At 66.9% G+C, this 24,468-nt stretch carries 20 protein-coding genes; 9 read left to right on the forward strand and 11 right to left on the reverse strand.

Going from position 1 to position 24,468, the window contains the following annotated elements:
• Positions 1–28: 28 nt before the first annotated feature.
• Together U7114_RS00310 and U7114_RS00315 are read left to right on the forward strand one after the other, a co-directional pair.
• On the forward strand, positions 29–1,756 hold the full coding sequence (locus U7114_RS00310) for a dolichyl-phosphate-mannose--protein mannosyltransferase (RefSeq protein ID WP_323056215.1): 1,728 nt from the start codon (positions 29–31) through the stop codon (positions 1,754–1,756).
• Between the two features lie 67 nt (positions 1,757–1,823).
• Positions 1,824–3,653, forward strand: coding sequence for an AMP-dependent synthetase/ligase (locus U7114_RS00315; RefSeq protein WP_323056216.1), 1,830 nt, complete (start codon positions 1,824–1,826; stop codon positions 3,651–3,653).
• A 55-nt stretch (positions 3,654–3,708) separates the two neighbouring features.
• Here the strand turns inward: U7114_RS00315 and U7114_RS00320 are convergent, their stop codons facing one another.
• Together U7114_RS00320 and U7114_RS00325 are read right to left on the reverse strand one after the other, a co-directional pair.
• Positions 3,709–4,905, reverse strand: a complete 1,197-nt coding sequence (locus U7114_RS00320) for a TIGR01906 family membrane protein (protein WP_323056217.1) — start codon at positions 4,903–4,905, stop codon at positions 3,709–3,711.
• Positions 4,906–5,029: 124 nt separating this feature from the next.
• Positions 5,030–6,022: a stage II sporulation protein M gene (locus tag U7114_RS00325; RefSeq protein WP_321215746.1), complete on the reverse strand. Its 993-nt coding sequence runs from the start codon at positions 6,020–6,022 to the stop codon at positions 5,030–5,032.
• Between the two features lie 71 nt (positions 6,023–6,093).
• Between U7114_RS00325 and U7114_RS00330 the strand changes: the two genes are divergently transcribed.
• On the forward strand, positions 6,094–6,894 hold the full coding sequence (locus U7114_RS00330) for an RDD family protein (protein ID WP_323056218.1): 801 nt from the start codon (positions 6,094–6,096) through the stop codon (positions 6,892–6,894).
• A 3-nt stretch (positions 6,895–6,897) separates the two neighbouring features.
• Here U7114_RS00330 and U7114_RS00335 read toward each other — a convergent pair whose 3' ends face one another.
• From U7114_RS00335 to U7114_RS00350, 4 genes are all read right to left on the reverse strand, one after another.
• The gene (locus U7114_RS00335; protein WP_157238715.1) at positions 6,898–8,136 is read right to left on the reverse strand and encodes a L,D-transpeptidase; all 1,239 of its coding nucleotides are present in this window, start codon (positions 8,134–8,136) and stop codon (positions 6,898–6,900) included.
• A gap of 64 nt (positions 8,137–8,200) precedes the next feature.
• Positions 8,201–9,688 (reverse strand): adenosylhomocysteinase, encoded by a 1,488-nt coding sequence (gene ahcY, locus U7114_RS00340; RefSeq protein ID WP_323056219.1) that lies wholly within the window; start codon positions 9,686–9,688, stop codon positions 8,201–8,203.
• Between the two features lie 9 nt (positions 9,689–9,697).
• Entirely contained in the window at positions 9,698–9,925 is a 228-nt protein-coding gene (locus U7114_RS00345; RefSeq protein ID WP_104997233.1) for a Trm112 family protein, read from the reverse strand.
• Positions 9,926–10,003: 78 nt separating this feature from the next.
• The gene (locus U7114_RS00350; RefSeq protein WP_321215743.1) at positions 10,004–10,393 is read right to left on the reverse strand and encodes a DUF3499 domain-containing protein; all 390 of its coding nucleotides are present in this window, start codon (positions 10,391–10,393) and stop codon (positions 10,004–10,006) included.
• A 119-nt stretch (positions 10,394–10,512) separates the two neighbouring features.
• Between U7114_RS00350 and U7114_RS00355 the strand changes: the two genes are divergently transcribed.
• Positions 10,513–11,025 carry a metallopeptidase family protein gene (locus tag U7114_RS00355; protein ID WP_157238717.1) on the forward strand — a complete coding sequence of 171 codons (513 nt, stop codon included), beginning with the start codon at positions 10,513–10,515 and terminating at the stop codon, positions 11,023–11,025.
• A 27-nt stretch (positions 11,026–11,052) separates the two neighbouring features.
• On the opposite strand, the gene U7114_RS00360 is transcribed toward U7114_RS00355, so the two are convergent.
• From U7114_RS00360 to U7114_RS00370, 3 genes are read right to left on the reverse strand one after another with little or no spacing between them, the layout of a single operon-like run.
• A complete protein-coding gene (locus U7114_RS00360) occupies positions 11,053–12,741 on the reverse strand; it encodes a DUF5719 family protein (RefSeq protein WP_323056220.1) in 1,689 nt (562 codons plus the stop codon).
• Positions 12,734–16,102, reverse strand: a complete 3,369-nt coding sequence (locus U7114_RS00365; RefSeq protein WP_416235531.1) for a glycosyltransferase family 2 protein — start codon at positions 16,100–16,102, stop codon at positions 12,734–12,736. The genes U7114_RS00360 and U7114_RS00365 overlap by 8 nt, the downstream gene beginning before the upstream one ends.
• A 29-nt stretch (positions 16,103–16,131) precedes the next feature.
• Entirely contained in the window at positions 16,132–16,665 is a 534-nt protein-coding gene (locus tag U7114_RS00370; RefSeq protein WP_157238719.1) for a WhiB family transcriptional regulator, read from the reverse strand.
• Positions 16,666–17,071: 406 nt separating this feature from the next.
• On the opposite strand from U7114_RS00370, the gene U7114_RS00375 reads away from it, so the two are divergent.
• Complete coding sequence (locus U7114_RS00375) at positions 17,072–17,770, forward strand: TIGR03089 family protein (RefSeq protein ID WP_157238720.1); 699 nt, start codon at positions 17,072–17,074, stop codon at positions 17,768–17,770.
• A 13-nt stretch (positions 17,771–17,783) separates the two neighbouring features.
• Here U7114_RS00375 and U7114_RS00380 read toward each other — a convergent pair whose 3' ends face one another.
• On the reverse strand, positions 17,784–18,362 hold the full coding sequence (locus U7114_RS00380; RefSeq protein WP_323056221.1) for a GtrA family protein: 579 nt from the start codon (positions 18,360–18,362) through the stop codon (positions 17,784–17,786).
• A 220-nt stretch (positions 18,363–18,582) separates the two neighbouring features.
• Between U7114_RS00380 and U7114_RS00385 the strand changes: the two genes are divergently transcribed.
• From U7114_RS00385 to manA, 4 genes are read left to right on the forward strand one after another with little or no spacing between them, the layout of a single operon-like run.
• Complete coding sequence (locus tag U7114_RS00385) at positions 18,583–19,731, forward strand: 5-(carboxyamino)imidazole ribonucleotide synthase (protein WP_157242612.1); 1,149 nt, start codon at positions 18,583–18,585, stop codon at positions 19,729–19,731.
• A complete protein-coding gene (gene purE / locus U7114_RS00390; protein WP_157238722.1) occupies positions 19,728–20,312 on the forward strand; it encodes a 5-(carboxyamino)imidazole ribonucleotide mutase in 585 nt (194 codons plus the stop codon). The genes U7114_RS00385 and purE overlap by 4 nt, the downstream gene beginning before the upstream one ends.
• Before the next feature lie 10 nt (positions 20,313–20,322).
• Positions 20,323–21,969, forward strand: a complete 1,647-nt coding sequence (locus U7114_RS00395) for an LCP family protein (protein ID WP_157238723.1) — start codon at positions 20,323–20,325, stop codon at positions 21,967–21,969.
• A gap of 29 nt (positions 21,970–21,998) precedes the next feature.
• A complete protein-coding gene (gene manA, locus U7114_RS00400) occupies positions 21,999–23,249 on the forward strand; it encodes a mannose-6-phosphate isomerase, class I (RefSeq protein WP_323056222.1) in 1,251 nt (416 codons plus the stop codon).
• Between the two features lie 90 nt (positions 23,250–23,339).
• Here the strand turns inward: manA and U7114_RS00405 are convergent, their stop codons facing one another.
• On the reverse strand, positions 23,340–24,395 hold the full coding sequence (locus U7114_RS00405; protein ID WP_323056223.1) for a lipid II:glycine glycyltransferase FemX: 1,056 nt from the start codon (positions 24,393–24,395) through the stop codon (positions 23,340–23,342).
• Positions 24,396–24,468: the final 73 nt, after the last annotated feature.

The following is a 24,468-nucleotide window of genomic DNA, read 5'->3' on the forward strand; positions in this document are numbered from 1 at the left end:
CGGAGGACTGCCGGCCGCAAACGGTAGCATGGGGCTCGTGACGCAGACCTCGACGCGGCCGGGCGGGACCGGACACGCCGCCCCCGCAGCAGCAGGCAGCGAAACAGGGGGGACCCCGGGCGGTCCGGGGAGTACCGCAAAACGGCCGTGGGTCAGCCGCCCCGCCGAGGCGTTCACGGTGGAATCCCTCACAGCCAGGCTCCTCGGCAGCGTCCAAACATGGCGCGACTACCCGCCGTCGCTGCGGCTGTGGCTCCTGCTGGTTCCCGTCCTGGCTGCCCTCGTCGGCGGGATCCTGCGGCTTGTCCGGCTCGAGGCGCCGCCCAAGCTGGTCTTTGACGAAACGTATTACGTGAAGGACGCGTACTCCTACCTGATCAGCGGCTACGAACGCAGCTGGCCGGACAAGGCCAATGACGCGTTCAACTCCGGAAACCCCGGAGTGCTGCTGGAGTCCCCCGAGTACGTGGTCCATCCGCCCGTGGGCAAGTGGATGATTGCGGCGGGCATGTGGCTTTTCGGCCCTGACAACCCGTTTGGGTGGCGCTTCTCCGCCGCGCTGACCGGCACCCTGTCCATCCTGCTGCTGTCGCTGATCGCCCTGAAGCTGTTCCGGTCCCTTCCGCTGGCCGGAGCCGCGGGACTCCTCCTGGCCGTGGACGGCCACCACCTGGTGATGTCCCGGACCTCGCTGCTGGATATCTTCCTTATGTTCTGGGTTCTCGCCGCGTTTGGCGCCCTGCTGCTTGACCGGGATGACGGCCGGCGCCGGCTCGCGGTTCGGCTGGCCCGTGCTGCCGCAGGAAACGGCGGCATCCCCACGGCGGCCCACCTGCTCTCCGGCCCCCGGCTGGGCGTCCGCTGGTGGCGGGTAACGGCAGGAATCTGCCTGGGGCTCGCAATCGGGACCAAATGGTCCGGCCTGTTTTTCCTGGCCGGGTTTGGACTGCTCACCGTCCTGTGGGACCTGAGCGCCCGGCGCGTGGCAGGCATCCGCGGCTGGATCAGCGGAGGCGTCATCAAGGACGGCATCCCGGCATTCCTTAGCACCGTTCCGGTGGCCGGTGTCGTCTACGCGGCCACGTGGACAGGCTGGTTCCGGTCCGAACATGCGTACTTCCGCCGGTGGGCCGAGGGCAACCCCTCCGCCGAGTGGGGCTGGCTGCCAGACTCTGTCCGCTCGCTGGCCCATTACCACCAGGAGGCCTACACGTTCCACCAGGGCCTGGGCTCGGAGCACCCGTACGAGGCATCTGCCTGGAGCTGGCTGGTACTCGGCAGGCCGACGTCGTTCTTTTACGAATCGCCCCAACAGGGCACACCCGGCTGTGCAGTGGAAAAATGCACCTCCGCGATCCTGTCCGTGGGAAACCCCCTGATCTGGTGGGGTGCGGCGATAGCCCTGGTGGTCCTCCTGTTCTGGTGGGCCGGGCGCCGGGACTGGCGCGCCGGAGCGGTGCTGGCCGGCGTGGCCGCAGGCTACCTGCCATGGTTCCTGTACCCCGAACGGACCATGTTCTACTTCTACGCGGTGTCCTTTGAACCGTTCCTCATCCTGGCCCTGACATACTGCCTGGGGCTCGTCCTGGGCAAGGCCGCCGACCCGCCCTGGCGCCGCCGCTCGGGGCTCTACCTGGTTGCCCTTTTCGTGGCGGCCGCCGTCCTCCTGTCGGCCTTCTTCTATCCTGTCTGGGCCGCCGAAACCATTCCCTACGAGGACTGGAAAGTCCGGATGTGGATGCCGTCCTGGATCTAGGGCAGGATGGCATCAGACCCCCAACGGAGCCGCTGCCGCGGCGTGGCAGCGGAAACGGAGACCTGATGTGAGAGAAGCGAGCACCGAACTGCTGGTTGAGCTTGACGCCGCCAGCAATGTGACTGACCTGCTGCTGGAGCAGCATGCGGCCAACCCTGCGCACGCCCTGTACCGCAGGAAGGGACCCAACGGCTGGGTTGACGTCACAGCCCACAAGTTCCTGCAGGATGTCAGCGCGTTGGCCAAGGGCCTCATCGCCGGCGGCCTTGAGCCGGGCGACGCCGTGGCCGTGATGTCCCCCACCTCCTACGAATGGACCCTGGTCGATTTCGCGATCTGGTTTGCCGGCGGTGTGACAGTCCCCATCTACGAGACGTCCTCCGCACGCCAGGTGGAGTGGATCATCCAGGACGCCGGCGTGCGCCGCGTCTTTGCCGGCGACCGGGCCACGGTGGACCTGGTCACCACTGTGCTCGAGGGCTCCTTCCTGCTCCGGGACCGGCTGGTCAACGTAGTGCGGATGGATTACGACGGCGAAGCACCGGACCTTGCCAGCCTCGCCGCTGCCGGCGCGGGGGTTACCGACGCGGAGCTTGAGCGGCACCGCAGCCGGGCCGGCCTGGAGGACGTCGCCTCCCTGGTATACACGTCGGGCACCACGGGAAATCCCAAGGGCTGCGAGATCACGCACGGAAACTTCGCCCTGGTGGCGAAGAACATCGTGGCGTTCCTTCCGGAGCTGCTGCTGCAGGACCAGGCCCGCACCCTGATGTTCCTGCCCCTGGCCCACGTCCTTGCCCGTGCCGTCCAAGTGGTGTGCCTCGCCGCCGGGGCCACTCTGGGCCATACCCCGGGAGCCGCCCGGCTCCTTGAGGACCTGGGCACGTTCCGGCCCACTTTCCTGCTGGTGGTGCCGCGGATCTTCGAAAAAGTCAGGGCCACCGCCGCCCACAAGGCTGCCCTCTCGGGCAAGGCCTGGCTCTTCCGGGCTGCATCGGCCACGGCCATTGAGTTCTCGCAGGAAGAGGATAAGCGGAACCGCGGGAAGGGCAGCGGCCCCGGGCTGCTGTGCCGGGTGCGCCATGGAATCTTTGACCGGCTGCTGTATCCCCGCCTTCGGCAGGCCCTGGGCGGACAGGTCGGGTACACCGTATCCGGGGCCAGTCCGCTGGCCCTGGAGGACGCCCACTTCTTCCGGGGCGCCGGCATCCCGGTACTGGAAGGCTACGGGTTAACCGAAACCACGGCGCCGTGCACCGCCAACACCCCGTCGCGTACCCGGGTGGGCTCAGTGGGGATACCCATCCCCGGCACCACCATCCGGGTGGCGGAAGACGGTGAAATCCTGGTGAAGGGAATTGGCGTCTTCAAGGGCTACCACGCCAACCAGGCCGCGAATGCCGAGGCTTTTGTGGACGGTTTTTTCCGGACCGGCGACCTCGGGGAACTGGATCCGCAGGGGTTCCTCACCGTGACGGGCCGTAAGAAGGACCTGCTGGTCACTGCGGGCGGCAAGAATGTGGCACCGGGCCCTCTCGAGGAAAAGATCCGTTCCCATCCGCTGGTGGCGCATGCGGTTGTGGTGGGCGATGGGAAACCCTTCGTCTCGGCGCTGGTCACCCTCGACCCCGAGGGTGTGGACAACTGGCGTTCGGAGCAGGGCCTGCCCGCCCTCTCAGCCAGCGACGCGACCAAGGACCCGGACGTCCTCGCGGCAGTCCAGGATGCGGTGGACCAGGCGAACCTGCTGGTGTCCAAAGCCGAGTCCGTCCGGAGCTTCTCGCTCCTCGATGCCCAGTTCACAGTGGAGTCGGGACACCTGACCCCGTCCCTCAAACTGAAGCGGGCCGCCGTCGTGCGTGACTACGGCGACGAGATCGCCAAGCTGTACGCCTGACCCCGTCCGCCCGGGCTGTATGGAGCCGGCTGCCCGGACGGCGATCCTGTCCCGGTTACTCCTGGCCTGCGGCGGGAACCGGTTCGTCCTTCACCAGTCCGCGCCGCCGGCGGGTGGGCCAGGTGAGGATGAGCGTCAGGAGCGCTGTCAGGAGAACCAGGGCGGCGATCACCATCCCGGCATCAATCCAGAACTGGCCTGGGAACAGCCGGATCAGGGTGTCATCCATGCTGAAGGTCCAGGTGCCGTCGGCGAAGAAGATCCGGTGGAACTCGGTAAAGAACTGCTGCCAGCCCAGGAACGCCAGCGTCCCCAGGCCCAGGATGAGGACTAAGGTGACGATGGAGCCGGCGAACAGCCCCCGCCGGACGCCCCCGGTGCTTCGTTTGCGGAGGTAGAGGACGGCGATGAGGCCCAACAGGAGCAGCAGGACACCCGCGCCGAAGGTTGAGAGGATCACCAGTTTTACGTCCGCCATGTGGCTGACTTCGCCGTCCTTGAACAACTTGTCGCCGCCGCGGTGCACCAGGTCGCCCAGGTAGCGCGGGCCGGACCAGTTGCTGAGGTAATCCACTGCGTAGGAGCCGTAGGTCATCCTGTCGTCCGTGCTGAACCCGTACCCGTCGCCGGGGAATCCGGGGCGGTTGTATTCCACCCACAGGAACAGCGGACTGGTCACCGCCCGGACAGCCAGGATCAGCAAAGTCACCGGGAAGAAGACAGCAAGCAACACCTGCATGACGCGCGGCGCCACCGGCTTGGCGTTCGCGGCACTCTCACGTTGGGCATTGCGGCGCTCCACCTCTTCCTCCGGCGGGCGGACCTGCAGCGCGGACGTGGCAAGGGGCTCCCTGAAGACCGGGGAACTGCCGTCGCCGTCGGGGTCTGCGGCGGCTTCGGCTGCTTTCCGGTCCGCCCTGGTCTCAGGCCGGCCGGTCCCTTCCGGAACCCTTGATGTGGCTTCAGCGCCTGCGGAGCCGGCGCCTTTCGTCCCGGCCGTGCCGGTGGAAGCGGGGGAACCATCTGCGGTGGCGGTGGGAGTGGCGGAACCGTCAGCGGTGGATGGGGCCGGGGCGCCGGAGGCTGGGGCGGCCGAGGACCCGGATGCTGCGCTGGAACTGCTGGCTGCACTGGAACCGCGCCCGGGGGTCAGCCAGGAAAAGGCGGGCTCGTCGGAGTCCCGGGAGGTATCCAGGAGGGGTTCCGGCTGCGGCTCCGGGCTTTTGGCGCGGGCCGGTGTTTCGTCTTTCACAGCAGGTCACTTCCGTCGAATGTCCGCGCCGGGCCGGGGTCAGCAGGCGCGCTTTATCTGTTGACGAGCCTACCGTCCGCGCCTTCGGCTGGGCGAGGAACCACCCCGGTCGGATTACAACGATTCAGGCAGCGATTTCCGGGTAGCCCGCGTCCTCACGCCGGAGATCCCCGCGTTCTCCGGCCAGGTAAGCCGGCCTGCCCCACTTCAGCACGTAGAACCAGTACGCAGCCAAAACTGCGGCGCCGATGGCAATCTTGGCCCACACCGGCAGTGCACTGGGAGTGACAAATCCTTCCACCAGCCCGGAGACAAACAACACCAGGACCAGGCCAAGGGCCACGGTGATCAGGGACCTGCCTTCCTCGGCCACCGCCCTTCCCCTGGTTCTCGGTCCCGGTGAAACCATCGCCCAGAAGATCCGCAGGCCGGCGGCACAGGCGATGAAGACTGCAGTGAGTTCCATCAGGCCGTGCGGCAGGATGTAGCTGAAGAAGACGTCGGTTTTGCCGGCAGCGGCAAAGATACCGGCGGCGACCCCCACGCCCTGGGCGTTGCTGAACAGGATCATCGGAACCCAGAAGCCGGTGATCCCCAGGGCGACAGCCTGTGCGCTGATCCAGGCATTGTTGGTCCACACGGCGCCTGCAAAGGACGCAGCCGGGTTCTCGGAATAGTAGTTGATGAAGTCTTCCTCGACGTACTGCCGGGCCGCGGCCTCGGACGCCACTGCCCGCAGCGCTTCCGGGGACGTGCCAATCCAGAGTGCGTACGCCGCACCGATGAGGGCGAAGGCCGTGCCGCAGGCAAGCGTGAGCCAGGTCAGCCGATAGAACGCAGCCGGAAGTGCCACCACGAAGAACCGTGCCAGGTCCGCCATGGGATTGGACCGCGCGCCGGTGAACCGTGTCCTCGCTTGGGCGAGGGTGGCGGACAGCGAGGCGGAGAGCCCGCTTTCGGGGGCAACCGAGCGGATCAGGGACAAGTGCGCGGACGTGGACTGGTACAGCGCCAGCAGTTCATCGGCCTCGCGGCCGCTGAGCCTGCCCTTGGAGGCAAGCTCGTGCAGCCGTGCCCACTTGTCCGCGTTGACAGCGGAGAAGGCGTCCATATCCACGGGACCAGCCTAGCGCTCCGGCACTAGACTGTGAGCGACCACACCGTAAGCCTCGAGAACGGGAAAAACCTGTGAGTTCGATTGTCACCGGCGAGGCCGTGGTGCTGGAACTGCGGCCGGCGTCCTTTGCGGCCCGCGCCCTTGGCCTGCTCCTTGATGTTGCCTTCAGCGTCATCCTGCTGGTGGCGATCCTGATTGGCCTGTCCGCTGCCGGTGAGGACCTCGACGAGGCGGCCACGCGCGCCCTGATCCTGGTGGCCGTGGTCTTTTGCCTGGTGATTGTTCCGGTAGGTGTTGAAACGCTCAGCCGCGGCCTGTCCCTGGGGAAGCTGGCCACCGGCCTCCGGGTGGTTCGGGAGGACGGCGGCGCCATCCGTTTCCGGCATGCAGTCATCCGCGGCCTGACCGGATTCCTGGAGATCTACCTGACTTTTGGCGGGATTGCGCTGACCGTTGCGCTCTTTAATGACAAGTCACGCCGGCTGGGTGACCTCATGGCCGGAACCTATGCAGTCCGTACGCGCGTCCCCGTGGAGCAGCCGGTGCCGGTTTTCGTTCCGCAGCGGCTGAAAGCGTGGGCAGCCGCCGCCGATATCGGACGGATCCCTGATGCTACGGCCCGCAGGGCTACGCAGTTCCTCCGGCAGGCAGGGCGGATGGCCCCCCTGTCACGCTCTGAAATGGCCGCGTCCATCGCCACCGAACTGTCCGCCCACGTGGCTCCGCCCCCTCCCGCCGGTACCGGGCCGGACGACTACCTTGCCGCCGTCGTGGCTGAACGCCGCAACCGGGAGCTGACCAGGCTGGCCCAGTCGCGCCGGCGCAACACCGAGACGGGCGAGCGGCTGCAGCGGCTGCCTTTCGGCAGCTGACCGTCAGTTGTCGTACTCACTCCACGGAATGTTCCAGTCGCCGAACCCGTCGTCGTGGGCGGCGTAGTCGCCCTCGGTGTTCACGATCTGCACCACATCCCCGGTGCCCATGTTGTCGAAGACCCAGGCAGCGCCGTCGGGAGCGAACCCGATGCAGCCATGCGAGACGTTCGTGTTGCCAATGAACGGAAAGGCCGACTCAAGGGCCTGGTGGATGTAGGCGCCGCTGAGGGTGAGGCGGATGGTGTATTCCACGTCGACGTCGCCGTAGTAGGCCGGATCGTCGGGTTTCAGGCCGATGCTCGAGGCCCGGAAGTGGTCGAACCGCTTCTTTTCCATCAGCACGCCATAGCCACGGGCCGACGGGAAGCGCTTGTCCCCCATGCTCACGGGCAGGGTCTTGACCACCTGGTCATTGACGCTCAGCGTGAAGGTGTGCGCGGCGGCGTCGGCAACTGCCACCTTCTTGTCGCCGATCGAGACGTTCACCTTCTTGTTGAAATTGGCAATCTGGCCGTTGCCCAGGTCCACGCCGAAGAGCTTCATATCCATGCTGATGGTGGAGTTGGCGGCCCAGAAGGTCTCAGGCCGGTACCGGACCATGGTGTCGCTGTACCAGTGGAACGCTCCCACCTGGCCGGCGCTGCTGGTGATGGTGATGGCCTTTTCCACGGCTTCGCGGTTGACCACCGGCTCGCTGAAAATGACCTGCAACGGCTGCCCGACGCCGACTTTCATGCCATCAAGCGGGTAGATGGCAGCGTCCGCCTCGTGCGTGCTGGATACCGTGCTGAAGGACTGCGTGGTGCTTGTTTCGCGGCCCGCCTGGTCCTTGACGACATACGTGTAGCTGTAGTCGGTGTTGAACTTGAGCGGTCCGGCCGCAGACCAGCCGGTGCCCGCGGCGTCAATGCGGCCCTCGACGATTTCACCTGAGGTACTGGTCAGGGTGACCCGCTCGATGGTGCCGTTGGTTACCTTCAGCGACACCGGGGCCGCCGGATTTACCTGCTTGGCGCCGCCGGCCGGCACGGCGTCGGACTTGACGGGAGCAATAACCGGCGAGGCAATGCCGGGGGAAGTCCTGATGGCGGATCCCGCCTCGGATTCGATGGCACCCCGGGCGATGCCCGGCGCAACCGCAGCGAAAACGCCACCGATGGCGGCGAGGACACACACGGCCACCACGAGGAGGATTTTCTTGAGGCGTCCCGGACGGCGGGACTGGACTTCGGGCTCCATATGTTTGATCCTAGGCGCAGAAAGTAACGGCCCGGGCGCAGTGGGCGCCCGGGCGCTTTACTTCTTAGTAACGATAATGCTCGGGCTTGTATGGGCCGGCGACGTCAATGTCCAGGTACTCGGCCTGGTCCTTGCTCAGCTCGGTCAGCTCAACGCCCAGGGCATCCAGGTGCAGGCGGGCCACCTTTTCGTCCAGGACCTTGGGCAGCACGTAGACCTGGTTTTCGTATTCGCGTTCGCCTTCGGGCTGGTCCTTCTTGGTCCACAGCTCAATCTGCGCAATGGTCTGGTTGGCGAACGAGTTGCTCATGACGAAGGACGGGTGCCCGGTGGCGTTGCCCAGGTTCAGCAGCCGGCCTTCGGAAAGGACGATGATGGACCGGCTGGCCTCGCCTGTGGCAGGGTCCTCCTCGAAAACCCATTCGTGGACCTGCGGCTTGATTTCGACCTTCTTGATGCCGGGGACCCTCGCGAGCCCCGCCATGTCGATCTCGTTGTCGAAGTGGCCGATGTTGCCCACGATCGCTTTGTTCTTCATGCCGGCCATGTGCTCCGCCATGATGACGTCCTTGTTGCCCGTGGTGGTGATGAAGATGTCACCCTGCGCGAGGACAGACTCCAGCTTGGCCACCTGGTAGCCGTCCATCGCGGCCTGCAACGCGCAGATGGGATCAATTTCGGTAACGATGACCCGCGAACCCTGGCCACGCAGCGCTTCCGCGGCGCCCTTGCCGACGTCGCCGTAGCCGCAGACGACGGCGACCTTGCCGCCCATGAGCACATCCGTGGCGCGGTTGATCCCGTCCGGGAGCGAGTGGCGGATCCCGTATTTGTTGTCGAACTTGCTCTTGGTGACGGAGTCGTTGACGTTGATGGCCGGGAACAGCAGCTTGCCCTGTTCAGCGAGCTGGTACAGGCGGTGCACGCCCGTGGTGGTTTCCTCGCTGACGCCCTTGATGGTGGCAGCCGTCCGGGTCCACTTCTTCGGATCCGCGGCCAGGGAGCGGCGGAGGACCTCAAGGAAGATTCCGTACTCTTCGGAATCAGTGGGATCAGCGGACGGCACGTTGCCCGCTGCCTCGAACTCCACACCCTTGTGCACCAGCATGGTGGCGTCGCCGCCGTCGTCCAGGATCATGTTGGGTCCCAGTTCGGGATTGGACTCCGCGCCCGGCCAGGTAAGGATCTGCTCGGCGGTCCACCAGTACTCTTCGAGGGTTTCGCCTTTCCAGGCGAACACCGGCACACCCTGGGGGTCCTCCACGGTGCCCTTGCCGACCACCACGGCGGCGGCGGCTTCGTCCTGGGTGGAGAAGATATTGCAGGAGGCCCAGCGGACCTCCGCGCCCAGGGCCGTGAGGGTTTCAATCAACACCGCTGTCTGCACTGTCATGTGCAGTGACCCTGCGATTCGGGCGCCCTGGAGCGGCTGGGTGGGCCCAAACTCCTCGCGCAGCGACATAAGCCCCGGCATTTCGTGCTCGGCAAGGCGGATCTGGTGGCGGCCGGCTTCCGCCAGGGAGATGTCGGCAACCTTGTAATCAAAAGTCATGGATGGTCCTTAATTGGTTCCGGAGGCTGAGTCATGTTGGTCAGATCCTGCCGCGGAGGCTGCAGCGAGCAGCTCCGGGGGCAGGAGCAGCGGTATGCCGTCCTCGATGGCGTAGCGGGGCTTGACCCCGGATTCCGCAGCGACGGCGGCAACCAGTTCCTCGCCTTCCTGCACCAGGGGCGAACCGGTCACGGGACAACGCAGGACGGACAGCAGTTCGGGACTGATCTTGGGCATTTATTGGTGCTCCCTGGCGGGCGCGCTCGCGCCGGTAGCGGACTGATGTGCAGCTTCCAGCCTACCGCCACATGGATGTCAGGAGGGTTCACGCAGGACGCGCAAGTGTCCCCTGCGGGTGCCTTCGGCGCCGGCCGGCGCCTCAAGGGCTGAATGGGGGCCGCGCTGCGCCGGCGGCTGCTTCGCCTGGTTGGGCAGGGCCGCAGCATCCCGGACGGCATTCGCAAGGGCGAGCAGGTCATCAGGGCCGGGCTGCTGGGGAGTCGACGGCATCGCCAGCCGCAGGACCTCCCAGCCCCGCGGGACCGTCAGGGAGCCTGCGTGCTGCTCGCACAAATCGTAACAATGCGGCTCGGCGTACGTGGCCAGCGGACCGAGGACTGCTGTGGAGTCTGCATAGACGTACGTCAGGGTGGCCACCGCTGACTGGCGGCAGGCAGATCTTGAACACTGACGGATAGCTCCCACGACATCACAGACTACTCCGTATCGCGGCCAAAACGGCGCATTGCTACCCCGGGGCCGCCGCGTCCGTGCCCCGGGCAGAATGTATCGCGTAAATGTTCCGCCGGGTTTACAGTCAATGTATGCAGTCATCGAACCAGAAATCCGGTTTCACGGTCCGGTTGGCTGATCCGGATGCCCGCAGGGATCCAGGGACCGGCTCACCGGGCAAGAGCTTCGCAATGCGCCGGCGCAACCGCCACGGGCGCGGGCTCCGCGGGGAAGTGGTGCTCCCGACCCATCCCGGCTACCGGACCCGCTCGGACCGCTTTGATGACATGGTGATGGATTCCGCCCAACGGCTTCACGACATCTGGGGCAAGACGCTGGACGGGGTCCGGTTTGGCGTGGACGAGATCCCCCCGGACCTGGAGCAGCTGGCAGCCAGCACTTCCCCCGCTCCCATGGGCTCCTATACTCCCGCTGCGGACGGGGAAGGACCCATGATTACCGTGTATCGGCGCGTGGTGGAACAGGCGAGCCCCGGCCCGGAAGAGCTCCAGGACCTGATCCACGATGTCGTTGTGGAGCACACCGCCGAGATGCTCGGAGTGGCTCCGGAGACACTGGACCCGGTCTACCGCCGCCGGTACTGAACCGGCCGCAGCGGCTGTGCGGCCGGCCTAGTGGCTGAGCGTCACGGGCACTGTTTCCTGGCCGGCGGCGGCCGCCAGGAATGCCAGCGTTGAGACGTCGTTCCTGCCATCCTGCTGAACCAGCACAGCGCCGTACGCGGCATCTCCGGATGCGGAAACTACGTAGCCCACGACGCCCACGTCCTCAACCTTGTCCGGCACCGCTATGGAAGACGTGGTTCCGCCGGCAATATCGGCGGTGGACGGGGTCCGGACTTTGCCGTCCGATGTGATGGCGGAATAGGTGATGGTGGCCCTGGCGTCCAAGGCGCCGAAGATCAGGCTGCGGCTCCCGCCCTGGGGAACCGGAACCACGTGCTGGCTGCCCAGCCTCACCCCGGACGCTGCCCAGGCGACGTCCGACGGCCGGTCTTCCTGGAGCCCGCGGGTGATCCGCGTGGCGGCGACGAACGAGACATCCGAGGATGCTGCCACCGTGTACTGCCCGGCGGGGACACCAGCGAGCGAGACTTCGGTGACGGCGCCTGCCTTTGCCGTAATGACGCCCCCGGAGGGCAGGGCCTTTTGGCCGTCCCGGCCGTAGAGCTTGACCTCCACCACTGCGTCCGACGGCCCCGGAACCGTCAGCTGAAGTGCCGGGCCGGCATCCCCATACCCTGGCTTCCCGGTCAGCTGGGCCAGCCCGGCGGGGTCCTGGATGTCCACGCCCGTCATCACCTGGCGCACAGCGGGAGCTGCTCCCGGCGCAATGAAGTCCACTCCCCCGGGAGTAAGGCCGCGCAGTACGCCCTGTTGGATCACGGCCGCGACGGGACCGCCGGCGCTGCGGATGTGGACACTGAGCTGCGGCTCCCCGGGCGCAAGGCCTGCGAGGACCACGGATCGGGAGGTGCCCGGAGCGACAAGCAGGCCGCGGCTGCCAGGCGCCTGGATCTGCCCTTGGGCGCCAAAAAGTTCCAGGCTTACGGTCGCCGGCGTGGTGGAGGCATTTGTCAGCACCAGCACGGACGCCCGGCCCACGGTTGTGCTCGCCCCTGCAAGCCACTGGTCGTTGGAGGGCGGCTGGCAGTTGGATGCTGCGGTGCCCTGGAGATCCCCGTCTGTGGCAGTGAACTTCATCACCGCTGCGGCCGATGCCTTCTGGTTTGCCAAGGCGTCGGCGCTCAGTACGCTGGCCTTTTCCACAGGACGGGCTGCCACCACTCCGGCCAGGAGTTCCTGGGGCGAACCGGCAGGAGCAGCCTGGCCGGGCTCCTTGGAAATTTCGACGGCGGTTGTCCCGTCCAGCTGCGACAGCCGGCTTGCCGGCAGCACTCCCGCCGAGCCGAGGACCGCCCCTGTGACAGAAGTGGCGGCCGTAGCGGACACCGGACTGAACTGGGGATCAGTTCCTGCCTCGGTGCCTTCCAGCAGCCGGGCCGGTCCCGGGCACACACCCAGGCTCGTCCCGGCGGGAACAGCTACTGCCGGGGCGGCCACCGCACGGCTGGAATCCGCCTGTGGCAGGAGGGATCCACCCGCTACCACGGCCCCCGCTCCGGCGAGGATCACTGCCGCCGAAGCGAGCCCCGCCAGCGCCGCTTTGCGTCCCTGTACTGAAGCCCGCCGGGACGAACGATGGTCAGTGTCCGAGGTGTTTTCGGCGCCCGTTGCGCTTTGCGCCCCGCCGGAGGCCAGGGTTTCCGGCGCTTCAGCGGGCGGAGTGTGCTCATGCATTCTGGTGTTCCTTACGCAGGGAGCCCTCGTCCCGTGAAAGGCCGGTCCGTGTCCTCCGGGCGGGCATCGGGATGGCGAGCAGGACCGTCAGGCCAATCACCGTGACCTGCGCTACGGCCGTCCACAGCGCCCAAGGGTTCTCATAGCGGATGGTCAACTGTCCTCCGGAGGCAGGGAGCGTGAAGGCCTGGGCCCAGCCCGAGGTGGTTGCCGTGAGCCTGCGGCCGTCGATCCAGGCGCTCCAGCCCGGATCCGCGCGTTCTGCCAGGACCACAAGGCGCCCTTCCGGGCCGGCATCCACGGGGGCGTCGACGTCCGTGTAGGCGGAGGGAACCAAGCCGATGGAAGCACCGCCTGCGTCCACGATCCGCACCCGGTGCGCAACATCGGCAGCCTGCAGTACCGGCTGGTTCAGCGGGGTGATCCGCCAGAGCCATCCCACGTCGGTCTGGCCTACCGCCACAAGTCCGGGTACAGCATCCATCCTGCTGGCTGTCAGTTGCGCCGCGGTGTCCGCTGAGCGCAGCACAATGAACCCGACGCCGAGCTGCTCGAGGTCGTTCCGCGGGTCCACGCCCTGGCCGGCTACAAGGGTGGCCACCACGCGGCGGACGGCGGCGGCGATGTCATCATCCTCGCGTACTGACTCTGCCCCCGGCGCACCGATGATGTTCCGTGCGGACGCAATGGCCGAGAAACTGTCCAAGGTGGTACCGGCGCCGCGCATCAGGGTCGCATCGAAAGTGCCGTTGTCCCGTGTACTGATCAGCAGGGTGCGGGTCTGCTCCGGCCCCGTGCCGCGGTCGATCGCGGTAGCCGGGAGGGTCCGCGGGGTGGCGGGCTCCACCAGGCGGGGAGCTCCGAGCGCGTCGGCGTCGTCGGCAACGCCCGTTGCCGTGGCACCGGCGCCCGCCGGGCCCGTCCCCGCGGCGGCAGTCGCAGGGCGAAGCAGGTTCTGGGCGGACCAGGCCGCCATTCCCGCCAAGGGGCCGGCCAGCAGGAGGAGCATGCTGACGGCAGCAACTGACCGCAGGGCAGTCCTGTGCTTGGTGGTGCTGCTGGCCACAGCTTTGTCGGTCATGGCCAGGAGTTGTTCGGCACCCAGGATGCCTGCGGCCAGGAGTGCGAAGGCCGCGGCTGAGACGGCCGGCCCGGTGAAGGGGGTCACCATCGTTTCCGCGCTCAGTCCGGTGGCCACGTGGCCTGCCAGCCAGCCGCCTGCCAAGGCAATGATGCCGGCCACCCAGAAACACCTCACTGTCCTGGCGCGGTGTCCGGGGACCAGCAGCCCGGCAACGGCCAGGGCGAGCACCGGGACCGCCCCCAGGAGCGCCAGCAGCAAGGCCCAGGGGAATGGGCCGCCGGTGAAGTGGGGAAGCCCCTCAAGGCCGCCCTGCGGATCAAACTGCAGCGGCTGTCCCAGCAGCTGCTGCCACAAAGGTGCAGCATCAAAGGCCAGCGGCGGGCCGGGATCCGCCAGCAACGCCCTCGGCCTGTCGAGCACGGAGATGCCGAAGGGAATGAAAAGGGCCGCGGCGGGCAGCAGGGCCCACCAGACCGTGCGCCCGCGGCGGCCGAGCAGGAGGCCGCAGAGCACGATGACCACGGCGGCCGGAGCCAGGAGCGACGGTGCCGACGCGGCAACAACGGCCAATGTAAGGCCCGCGGCCGCGGCAGCGGTCCAGGACGGCGTGCCGTTGATGCCGGGCCGGGCCGGCGGCCTGTCGCCGAGGCGGCCGTCGGCAGGGGCAGGCAGTGTGAAGCGGCCGTGCCCTATTGCAGAGCCGGTGGCCCGCAGCAGCGCAAGGACCAGCAAGGGAAGCATGATGTGGGCAACCAGTGCGCCGGCCCGGCCCTGGTTAAGCGCCACCTGGAGGGCAGGGGCGGCAGCCCAAAAGACCGCTGCGGCCAGCCGCAGGCGGCGCCGGACTGTCAGGCCTCCCGCAGCAAACCACGCCGTCAGCCCGGACAGCGGAGTTGCGAGCAGCAGCAGCCAGGCGATGGCAGGGTTGGCGTCGCCCCCGCCGAGTACGCCCAGGATCCACAGGACGTATCCAAAGGGGTCTCCCCGCCCGGGCAATCCTGCGCCGAGCGTGATCCACCAGCTTGAGGCGTGGTGCCACAGATTGCCGAGCTCGCCGGAAACGGGAATGAGGGCGCCACCGGTTACGGCGTCGGCACGGAAAAGTCCCGTAAGGGCCAGCATTGACGCGACGGATGCGATGATGACGGTGGCCAGGGCGCCGTTGCCCACCCAACCGCGTTTTGAGGTGGCAAGGGCCGCGAAGTCGTCCGACGCATCCCCCGTGGGTTGGTGCGCCAGTGGATCCTGCTCGAGGTCATCGGCAGGTGAATTGTCCGAGCCGAGCGCCTCCATCAGGGACCGGCGGTGGCTCCAGACCTCGCGCCTGGGCGTTTGGAGCTTGCGGATCACCGACCTGCGGATCCGGCGGGTTTGGCGGGCGCTGCGTCGGGCCTTGGCCACGGCGCGCGGCCTGCCGAGGGCGGCGCAGGTAGCAACCAGCTGGGACAAGCCGTGGCCGGGGTCTTTTACCAGAATGCTGAGCACCAGCTTGAACAGGCTGCCCAGGAGGGCCCCTGTTCCATGGACGGGTACCATCCACAGCGGCGAGTGTTTCAGGCGCAGATGGACCTGGGCTTTCCGGGCGGCTGCGGCATTGCCCAGCGCGTGCGGCCGGTGCGCGACGTGGAACATCCTGGCCGCGGGCACCACCACAACGCGGTGCCCTGCCAGCCGGTTGCGCCAGCAGAAGTCGACGTCATCGCCGCTGCCGGGCAGGGCGGGATCGAAACCGCCCAGCTGCTCCCAGATGTCGCGGCGAACCAGCATTCCAGCGGAATTGACCGCAAAGGTGTCACTGCGTCCGTCGTACTGTCCCTGGTCCAGTTCGTCGGCGTCGATCAGGGTGAGCCGTTCGGCCCACCGGCTGGTGGACAGGCCGACGTCGATCAACTTGCGTCCGGCGTCCCAGTCCAGCTGCTTGCAGCCGGCTACGGTGACGGAAGGCGCGCGTTCGACGGCGCTGAGCAGCTCGGCGAGGGCCTGCGGTGCGGGTGCTGCATCGTCATGAAGCAGCCAGATCCACTCGGCCTTGCCGCCTGCATCGCTTCCGCGCCATGGCGCCAGTTCAGCCAGGCCGGCCAGCACCGCCGCCCCCATGCCTCCTTTACCCCGCTGCTGGCTGACGACGTGGGCCGTGCCCAGGGCCTGCTGGAGAAGGGCCTTGGAATCATCCCGGGAGCCGGTGTCGACGCCAATGGCGTAGTCCACGGGCCGGGTCTGGTCCGCTAGGGCTGCGAGGGTTCTGGGCAGATAGGCACTGCCGTTGTGGGCGACCACAACGGCAGTGACATGGACATCCTGGTGAATTAGATTGCTCGCTTCCTAAGCCGCCGGCGCTCGCGCTCGGAAAGGCCTCCCCAAATGCCAAACCGTTCGTCGTTCGCCAACGCGTACTCCAGGCATTGCGAACGCACGTTGCAGGCCCCGCAAACCTTTTTTGCGTCGCGGGTGGAGCCGCCTTTTTCAGGGAAGAATGCCTCGGGGTCAGTTTGGGCGCACAACGCGTCTGTTTGCCAGCCCAGCTCGCCCTCGTCGTCGAAATCCTGCTGGAAAGGCAGTCCGATCCATACGGGCTGGGTGGCGCCTCCTGCGGCAAGCTCCATGGGAGGGTCGAGTTCATCCTCCGGCTCGGCGCCGCCGTCCAGCAGGGCCTCGTGCGCGGCGAGGAAGGCAGTGGCCTGGTCCTCAAGGGCGCCCCCGGCGTTCCTGTTGTACCGCTCGGCGGCATGGGGGTCGGCCGGGTCAACGTACCAGTCGCTCGGCACCCCCCGCGCGCGGTATTTTGCCGTTGCCTGGCCGGCCACGACGGCATCTTCCTGGATACGCTCTGCTTGCCCCATGGCGACCCTCCTGATGTTGCAGCCCCTGCCTGGATACGTGGCACTCGGTTGTGTGCCGGCATTTACGCAGTTGCCTTTAGTTATCTAATTACACGTGTGTAACTTGGGCGAGTCAAGCCGCTGCCGGATAATAATCACTCTGGATCACGAATAAGGCGTACGCCACGCCCGGTAATTTATTACGACCGCGCGGTGCAGAAGTCCGGCAGCCCGAACCGACGGCCCTGAACCCTCAAATTCACCGCCGTTTGCCGGAAAATAGCCGCAATCCCAAGAAATAGCAAGCACGCTGAGCATCTGGTGTGAGATATCTCACGCCGTGTTACGGGACGGGCCCTTGTGCGCTGCGCCGGCGGAGGCCGGCCAACCGTGGTCCAAAGACCTTCGCCGGTGGCAGGATGTAGCCATGACCAACCCGGCAGCCGACCTCATGGCAACCCTTCGTTCAGGCAACTCCACCGCCCCGCGCCTCACCTGGTACGGCCCCGGCGACGAGCGCGTCGAGTTATCCGGCCGGGTGCTGGACAACTGGGTTGCCAAGACCAGCAACCTGCTTCAGGACGAACTGGACGCCGCCCCCGGCATGCGGCTCGGCCTGGAACTGCCGGCGCACTGGAAGTCGATGGTCTGGGCACTTGCCGCCTGGCAGCTCGGGATGCAGACGGTCCTTGACGGCAGCTCGGCGGATTACCTGGTCACCGCCGATCCGGGAACAGTCGAGGGAAGGTACGACGCCGTCATCGCCGTCGCGCTGCCTGCGCTGGCCATGCGCTGGCCGGGTGAGCTGGGCACTGGCTATATCGACTACGCGGCGGAAGTCCGCTCCCACGGCGACGTGTTCATGGCCCACGCCGAAGCTGATCCTTCAGGCTGCGCGATCGTGGCCAGCGACGGCCGGCGCCACCTTCACCGGGACCTGCTCGACGGCTTCGCGGCACCCCATGAAGAGGGCGTGCGGCTGCACATCCCTGCCGGGAACGGCCTCGAGGCTGCCCTGTCAAACGCCCTCGGCGCCTGGCGGCGCGACGGCTCGGTGGTGGTAACCCACCCGGACGTGCAGCTGACGGACAAACTGCTCGCAGCGGAACGCATCCACGGCAGCTGAGCTGCCGGGCCGGCTAAGCCTTGCCCTGGCCTTCGGCCGAGGTTTCCCGCTCGACGGCGACGGCGTGCTCCGTGGTGCGGCGGTCGTGCTCCTTGGCGTGGTGGTGCAGCTCGATGAGCTCGTGGTCGTGGGAAAACTCCGGCTCCTGGTCCAGTTCCTGGTTGAACACCAGGAACCGGTAGGCGAAGAAGCGGACAACAGTGGCTACCAGGATGCCTACTATTCCAGCGAAGAACAGCATGTTCTTGTCCGTCACGCCCATACCGTACTTGGCGAGCGCCGTGAAGCCGGTGGAGATGCCGATGCCGATCCCGTTGATGAGGACGAACATCAGGAATTCCCGGAGCACGTTGGCCTGCCGACGGTGCCGGAAGGTCCAGAGCCGGTTGGCAATCCAGGAGAACACCGTGGCCGCCGAGGCGCCGACAAACCTTGCCTTGGCCTCGCTGTCGGTCATGGGGCCGTGCATGAGGTAGTAGGTCAGGCCGTTGTCGATGACGAACGCAACGCCGCCAACAGCTCCGAATTTGGCTACTTCACGCCAAAAAAGGGACGCGAGCCCCCGGATACGGTCTGCAAGTGCGGTAAACATGGCCCTCCATGGCTGTCTGAAATGTGGGCCATCGGGCCAGACGCCTATTTTAGCCCCCAAACCTGCGTGGCAGCCTCCCCAACCTGCGCCGGGGCCTTCGGCGGCCGAAACACTCCTGCCCGCCGCGGACCGGAAACGTGGGATACCGGGCGGTCTTCGGTAGGCTGGCAATGTGACTTTTCCAGTAATAGGCGTGGTGGGCGGCGGCCAGCTTGCCCGCATGATGGCCCCGGCCGCAACCGCACTTGGCTTTGAACTACGCGTCCTTGCCGAAGGTGACGATGTCTCCGCTGTCTCGGCGGTGCCGTCCTCGCCCGTGGGTGACTACAAGGACCTGCAGACCCTCCTGGACTTCGCAGAAGGCCTGGACGTCATGACCTTTGACCATGAGCACGTCCCAACGGCCCACCTTCGTGCCCTGCAGGATGCCGGCGTCAATATCCAGCCCGGACCCGACGCGCTCGTCAACGCCCAGGACAAGCTGGTAATGCGTGCAGCCATCGACCGTCTGGAACTTCCCAATCCTGCCTGGGCCGCCGTGAAGGATGTGGCCGGCCTCGTCAGCTTCGGGGAACAAACCGGCTGGCCGGTTGTGCTGAAGATGCCGCGCGGCGGCTACGACGGCAAGGGTGTCCGCATGGTGGGCTCGGCGGAAGAGGCTGCGGACACAGAGGAATGGTTTGACGCCATGAGCCCCCTCCTCGCCGAGGCCAAAGTCGAGTTCACGCGGGAACTGTCTGCGTTGGTGGCACGGACGCCCGACGGCGAGGCCCGGGCATGGCCCGTGGTGCACACCATCCAGGTGGACGGCGTGTGTGACGAGGTCATAGCGCCCGCGCTGGATATCCCCGTGGAGGTTGCCGCGGCAGCGGAAGACGCCGCACTGCGGATTGCCGGCGAGCTGGGAGTGACGGGCGTGCTGGCCGTTGAACTCTTCGAGACGCCGGGCTCCGGGGCAGGGTTCCTGATCAACGAACTCGCCATGCGCCCCCATAACACCGGCCACTGGACGCAGGACGGCTCGGTGACCAGCCAGTTCGAGCAGCACCTCCGGGCGGTACTGAACCTTCCCCTTGGCGCCACCGATGTCCTTGCACCGGTTGTGGTGATGAAGAACTTCCTGGGCGGCGAGAACCAGGACCTGTATTCCGCCTTCCCGCTGGCGCTTGCCAGCGAACCTGCCGCGAAGGTGCATTGCTACGGCAAGTCCGTCCGGCCCGGCCGCAAGATCGGCCACGTGAACCTGGTGGGTTCATCAACCGCGGACGTCGAGTCCGTTCGCCGCCGTGCCACCATGGTGGCCAACATCATCCGCGACGGGCGGGTGGCGGCGGAGGAAACGCCAAGCACTTTCGAGGAGAACGCATGAGCGCCCAAGCCACACCAGCCACCGCTTCGGAGACAGCGCCCCTGGTAGGCCTGGTCATGGGCTCCGACTCGGACTGGCCTGTCATGGAAGCCGCCGCGGACGCGCTGGCGGAGTTCGGCATTCCGTTCGAAGCCGACGTCGTGTCAGCCCACCGCATGCCTACGGAAATGATCCGCTACGGGCAGACGGCCCATGAGCGGGGCCTGAGGGTCATCATTGCCGGCGCCGGGGGCGCGGCCCACCTGCCGGGCATGCTGGCCAGCGTTACGCCGCTTCCGGTCATCGGCGTGCCTGTCCCCCTGAAAACCCTGGACGGCATGGACTCACTCCTGTCCATCGTCCAGATGCCGGCCGGCGTTCCGGTGGCTACCGTTTCAATCGCCGGGGCACGCAACGCGGGACTCCTGGCGGTGCGGATACTGGCAGCCGGCACGGACGAGCTTGCCGCATCGCTTCGCGCAGACCTCCTTGATTTCGCCGCGGACCTCAACGCCGTCGCAACCCGCAAGGGTGCGAACCTGCGGCAAAAGGTCAGCGAAGTCTTCGCCGAAGGCAACGGCGCCCTGCGGGGCAGCCGCTAGGGCGGCGCGTATGTCCAGCAGCAAGCTGCATGACTCCGCTCCCGGCGGCGCAATGACAGACCCCGTCCGGTACCCGGTCAGCGCCTCTCCGCACGTCCGCACCAAGCGGGCCTTCGTGCTTGTCCTCCTGACTCTCCTGGTCCCGGGCAGTGCCCAGATTGTGGCCGGCGACCGCAGGCTGGGCCGCGCCGCACTGGCCGTAACGCTCTCCGTCTGGGCAGTGCTGGCGCTCACCCTGCTCCTGCTGCTCCTCAACCGGCCCCTCCTGATCAACATCATCACCAACCCCTTCGCCTCCCTGGCGATCGTGATCCTGCTGGTAGCGCTGGCCGTCGGCTGGGCGGCACTGTTCATCAACACCCTGCGGCTGATCCGCCCCGTACTGCTGGAGCCCTCGGTACGGCCCGCCGTCGGGTTTGCCCTGGTACTGGCCCTGGTCCTCGGGAGCGGGTCGCTCGGCTACGCCGCCTACCTCCTCAATGTGGGCCGTAACGCGATCGGCAACATTTTTTCTGCCGGGCCCGCTATCGACCCCGTGGACGGGCGCTACAACTTCCTGATGATGGGCGGCGACGCCGGTGAGGACCGTACCGGACGGCGTCCGGACAGCCTCTCCGTGCTGAGCGTTGACGCCGAAACCGGCCAGACCGCCATCATTTCCGTCCCCCGCAACTTCCAGAACGCGCAGTTCAGCAAAGACTCGCCGATGCGGGAGATCTATCCCGACGGCTACAACTGCGGCGACGAATGCCTGATCAATGCCATTAACACCGAAGTCACCAACCAGCATGCGGACCTTTACCCGGGGGTGGCCGATCCAGGCGCGCAGGCAACCATGGAAGCCGTCTCCGGAACGCTGGGAATGACAATCCAGGCCTATGTCCTGGTGGACATGGAGGGCTTTGCCACGCTCATCGACGCCATGGGCGGCATCAAGATCAAGGCCGGCGGCTGGGTACCCATGAGCGGCTACTTCGACGATTACAGCCAAACCCACGGCATGCCCCTCGGGTGGATCCCGGCCGGAGAGCAGACACTCGACGGCAACCAGGCGCTCTGGTACGGACGGTCACGCGAGTATGTGGATGACTACGCCCGCATCCAGCGCCAGCAATGCGTCCAGCAGGCCATGCTGAAGCAACTGGACCCGGCCACGCTGCTGGCCAAGTTCGAAGACATCGCCAACGCGGGCACCCAGGTTGTGGAATCCAACATTTCCTCCTCCCAGCTTGGCAGCTTCCTGGACCTCGCGATCAAGGCGAAGGGCCAGGACGTCAAGCGGCTTACGATCGGCCCCCCGGACTTCGACGCCTCCTTCTCCACCGTCCCGGACTTCGACCAGATCCACCAGCGCGTGGACCAGTTGCTGGCGTCGGCCTCCGCCAAGGGCGCCCAGTCGGCAGGAATTCCCGACGACGCCATCGCCGTCCCGAAGGCGGGCGCCGGGCACATCCAGGCGGCCGGGGCCTCCCCCGCCGCCCTGCCGGCCGGCGGCCGCGCCCCGCAGCAGCCCACGCCGTCGGACTTCACCCCGGTGACCACAACCCCCGACGGCGAGCCGATCACCGAAGAGATGCTGAACCAGCTCAAGCGCAATGGCGATGAAGAAACCATCCGCCAGCTCGTGGCCACCAACGGCCAGTGCGCCCCGCTCTAGCGGCCAACCCACCAAGGAACGGAACGGTTTTGTACCAGATTGACAACGTCCTCCGGGATTACGCCTGGGGTTCGACGACGGCCATCGCCGCCCTCCTGGGACGCCCGGAATCCGGCGGCCCCGAAGCGGAACTGTGGATCGGCGCGCACCCCGATTCCCCGTCGGTTGCCCGCGTTCCCGAGGACGGTTCGGCGACCACGGGCCTGGACGCCCTGATCTCGCGCGATCCGGAGCATTTCCTTGGCGCGGACTCCGTGGCCCGCTTTGGTCCGCGGCTGCCGTTCCTGGCCAAGATCCTGGCGGCAGCCCAGCCACTGTCCCTGCAGGTCCATCCGAGCCTGGAGCAGGCACGGGCGGGGTTTGCGGGGGAAAACGCAGCGGGCCTGGCTCCGGATGCACCCAACCGGAACTACCGCGACGACAACCACAAGCCGGAGATGATTCTCGCCCTGACGCCGTTTGAGGCGCTGTGCGGTTTCCGTCCGGCAGCCGGGACCGTGGACATCCTGCAGCATGTTGCGGCCGCCTTCGACTCCGTGGAGGGCGGGGCTCCCGCGCTGGTCAATGGGCTGCTTGCGGACCTCCAGTCCCCCGGTGAAAGCACGGGCCTGCGGAAGGCCTTCGAGCGCCTGATCAGCGGCGGCCAGCCCGTGGCTGATGCTACTGCGCTGGTGGTGGCTGCGCTCCTCTCCGGAGCGCCCCTTGCCCCCTACGAGGCCGAACTCAACACAGTGATCAGCCTGAACGAAAAGTACCCCGGCGATCCCGGAGTCCTGATCTCCCTGCTGCTGAACCGCATTTCGCTGGCACCGGGTGAGGCGGTATACCTCCCCGCCGGAAACGTCCATGCCTACCTGCACGGCCTGGGCGTGGAGGTCATGGCATCCTCCGACAATGTCCTGCGCGGCGGCCTCACCCCCAAGTTCGTGGATGTGCCCGAACTCCTGCGGACTGTCGACTTCCAGCCAGTGGCCGTGCCCAGGCTCGCGGCCGAAAGGACGGTCCTGGACCAGGAACTGTTCCGCCCCCCGTTCGAGGAATTCCAGCTCCAGCGCATCGAGCTCTCACCCGGCGCGGGACCGGTACCGCTGGCACAGTCCGGCGCGGCCGTGGTCATCGTTGTGGCCGGCAACATCTACCTGGATTCGCCCAAGGGCGACCTGGAGCTCTCCCGGGGCGGCAGCGCCTTCCTGGCCGCAGCCGAGGCTCCGGTCAACGTTCACCCGGTGGCAGGGAGCACGGAACCTGCGCTTGCTTTCGCCGTGACCACGGGCCTTTAGCAGGCTGCGCCCCGCGGCTTACTGGCGGCAACGGCAAAGGGCGACGGCGGCACCCGGGCGGGTGCCGCCGTCGCCCTTTGCCTGCCGGGGCTAGCTGCCCGGGCGCAGCTTCTTGAGTACGGGCCGGACCCTGCCGGCAGCAGCCTTCAGCAGCCGCCGGCCGGTCTGCAGCCCGCGCCGCGCCAGTGGCATGGCCTGGGCATAGGCCGGGTAGAACGGCGAAAGCGGTTTTTCCCAGGTGCCCAGCAGCATGTTCTCGTGCTTGGCGAACTGCTTCTTGAAGTCGGAGATGCCGTCGTTGAGCAGCCCGTTGAAGTCGTAGCGGGAGCATCCGTCCTCGCGCATCGCCTGCAGCGCCGCCCATTTCACGCCGTAGTTGACGCGCTGCTTCTGCCCCTCGCCGGACACGCCGCCGTAGAGCTCGAAGGCGGTGGCGCCGCTCCTGGCGAGCCAGACAAACGCCAGCAGCTGCTCGCCGTCGAACGCCCCGATGATCGGCGAGCCGTCCGCCATGTTCTTGAAGATGTCCCGGTAGTACTGGTCCTCGTGGATCCCGAAACCGGCCCGGTCCGCGGTCTCGTGGTAGACGGCCAGTACCTGCTCAAGTTCGGCGTCGTTCTTCACTTTGCGGAACTCAACGTCGCTGCGCATGGCCTTGCGGATGTTGGCCCGGGTGGACTTGGACATGTCCGCCATGAGCTCGTCATCGGTCCTGGTGAGGTCAAGGATCAGGGTCCGCGGGATAAGCACCGTATTGCTGGATGACCGGAACCCGGCGGCCGCCACTGCACCGGCGAAAACTGAATCCTGGTCCCAGTCCGGTTCGATGCTCAGGGCCACTCCCCGGTGGCGGACGGCGGCATGGCGGGCCAGGCTGTTGAGGACCGCCTGCGCGTTCTCCGGTGCACACATGGGGCCACGGGGAATGTACACCAGCGCACGGAACGGAAGGGGAAGGCGCCGGATCAGCAACTGGGCGCAGCCAATGGTGTTCCCGCCGTCATTGATGAGCACACGGTCCACGGACCAGCCGTGCATGGCCTTGGTCTCGCCCCACCCCCAGAGCTGTTGCGGATGTCCCTGGAACCGGTCAACGTGGTCGTCCCAGAGGGCGCGGTCAGTACAGGGCACAACAGCAGGAATCATGGCTTCAACCCTATACCAACGGCTTAAACGCCAGGCCCCCGGAACGCGGTGCGCTCCGGGGGCCTGGGATCAC

This window comes from Pseudarthrobacter sp. C1, from assembly GCF_034720455.1.
In the GTDB taxonomy this organism is placed as follows: domain Bacteria; phylum Actinomycetota; class Actinomycetes; order Actinomycetales; family Micrococcaceae; genus Arthrobacter.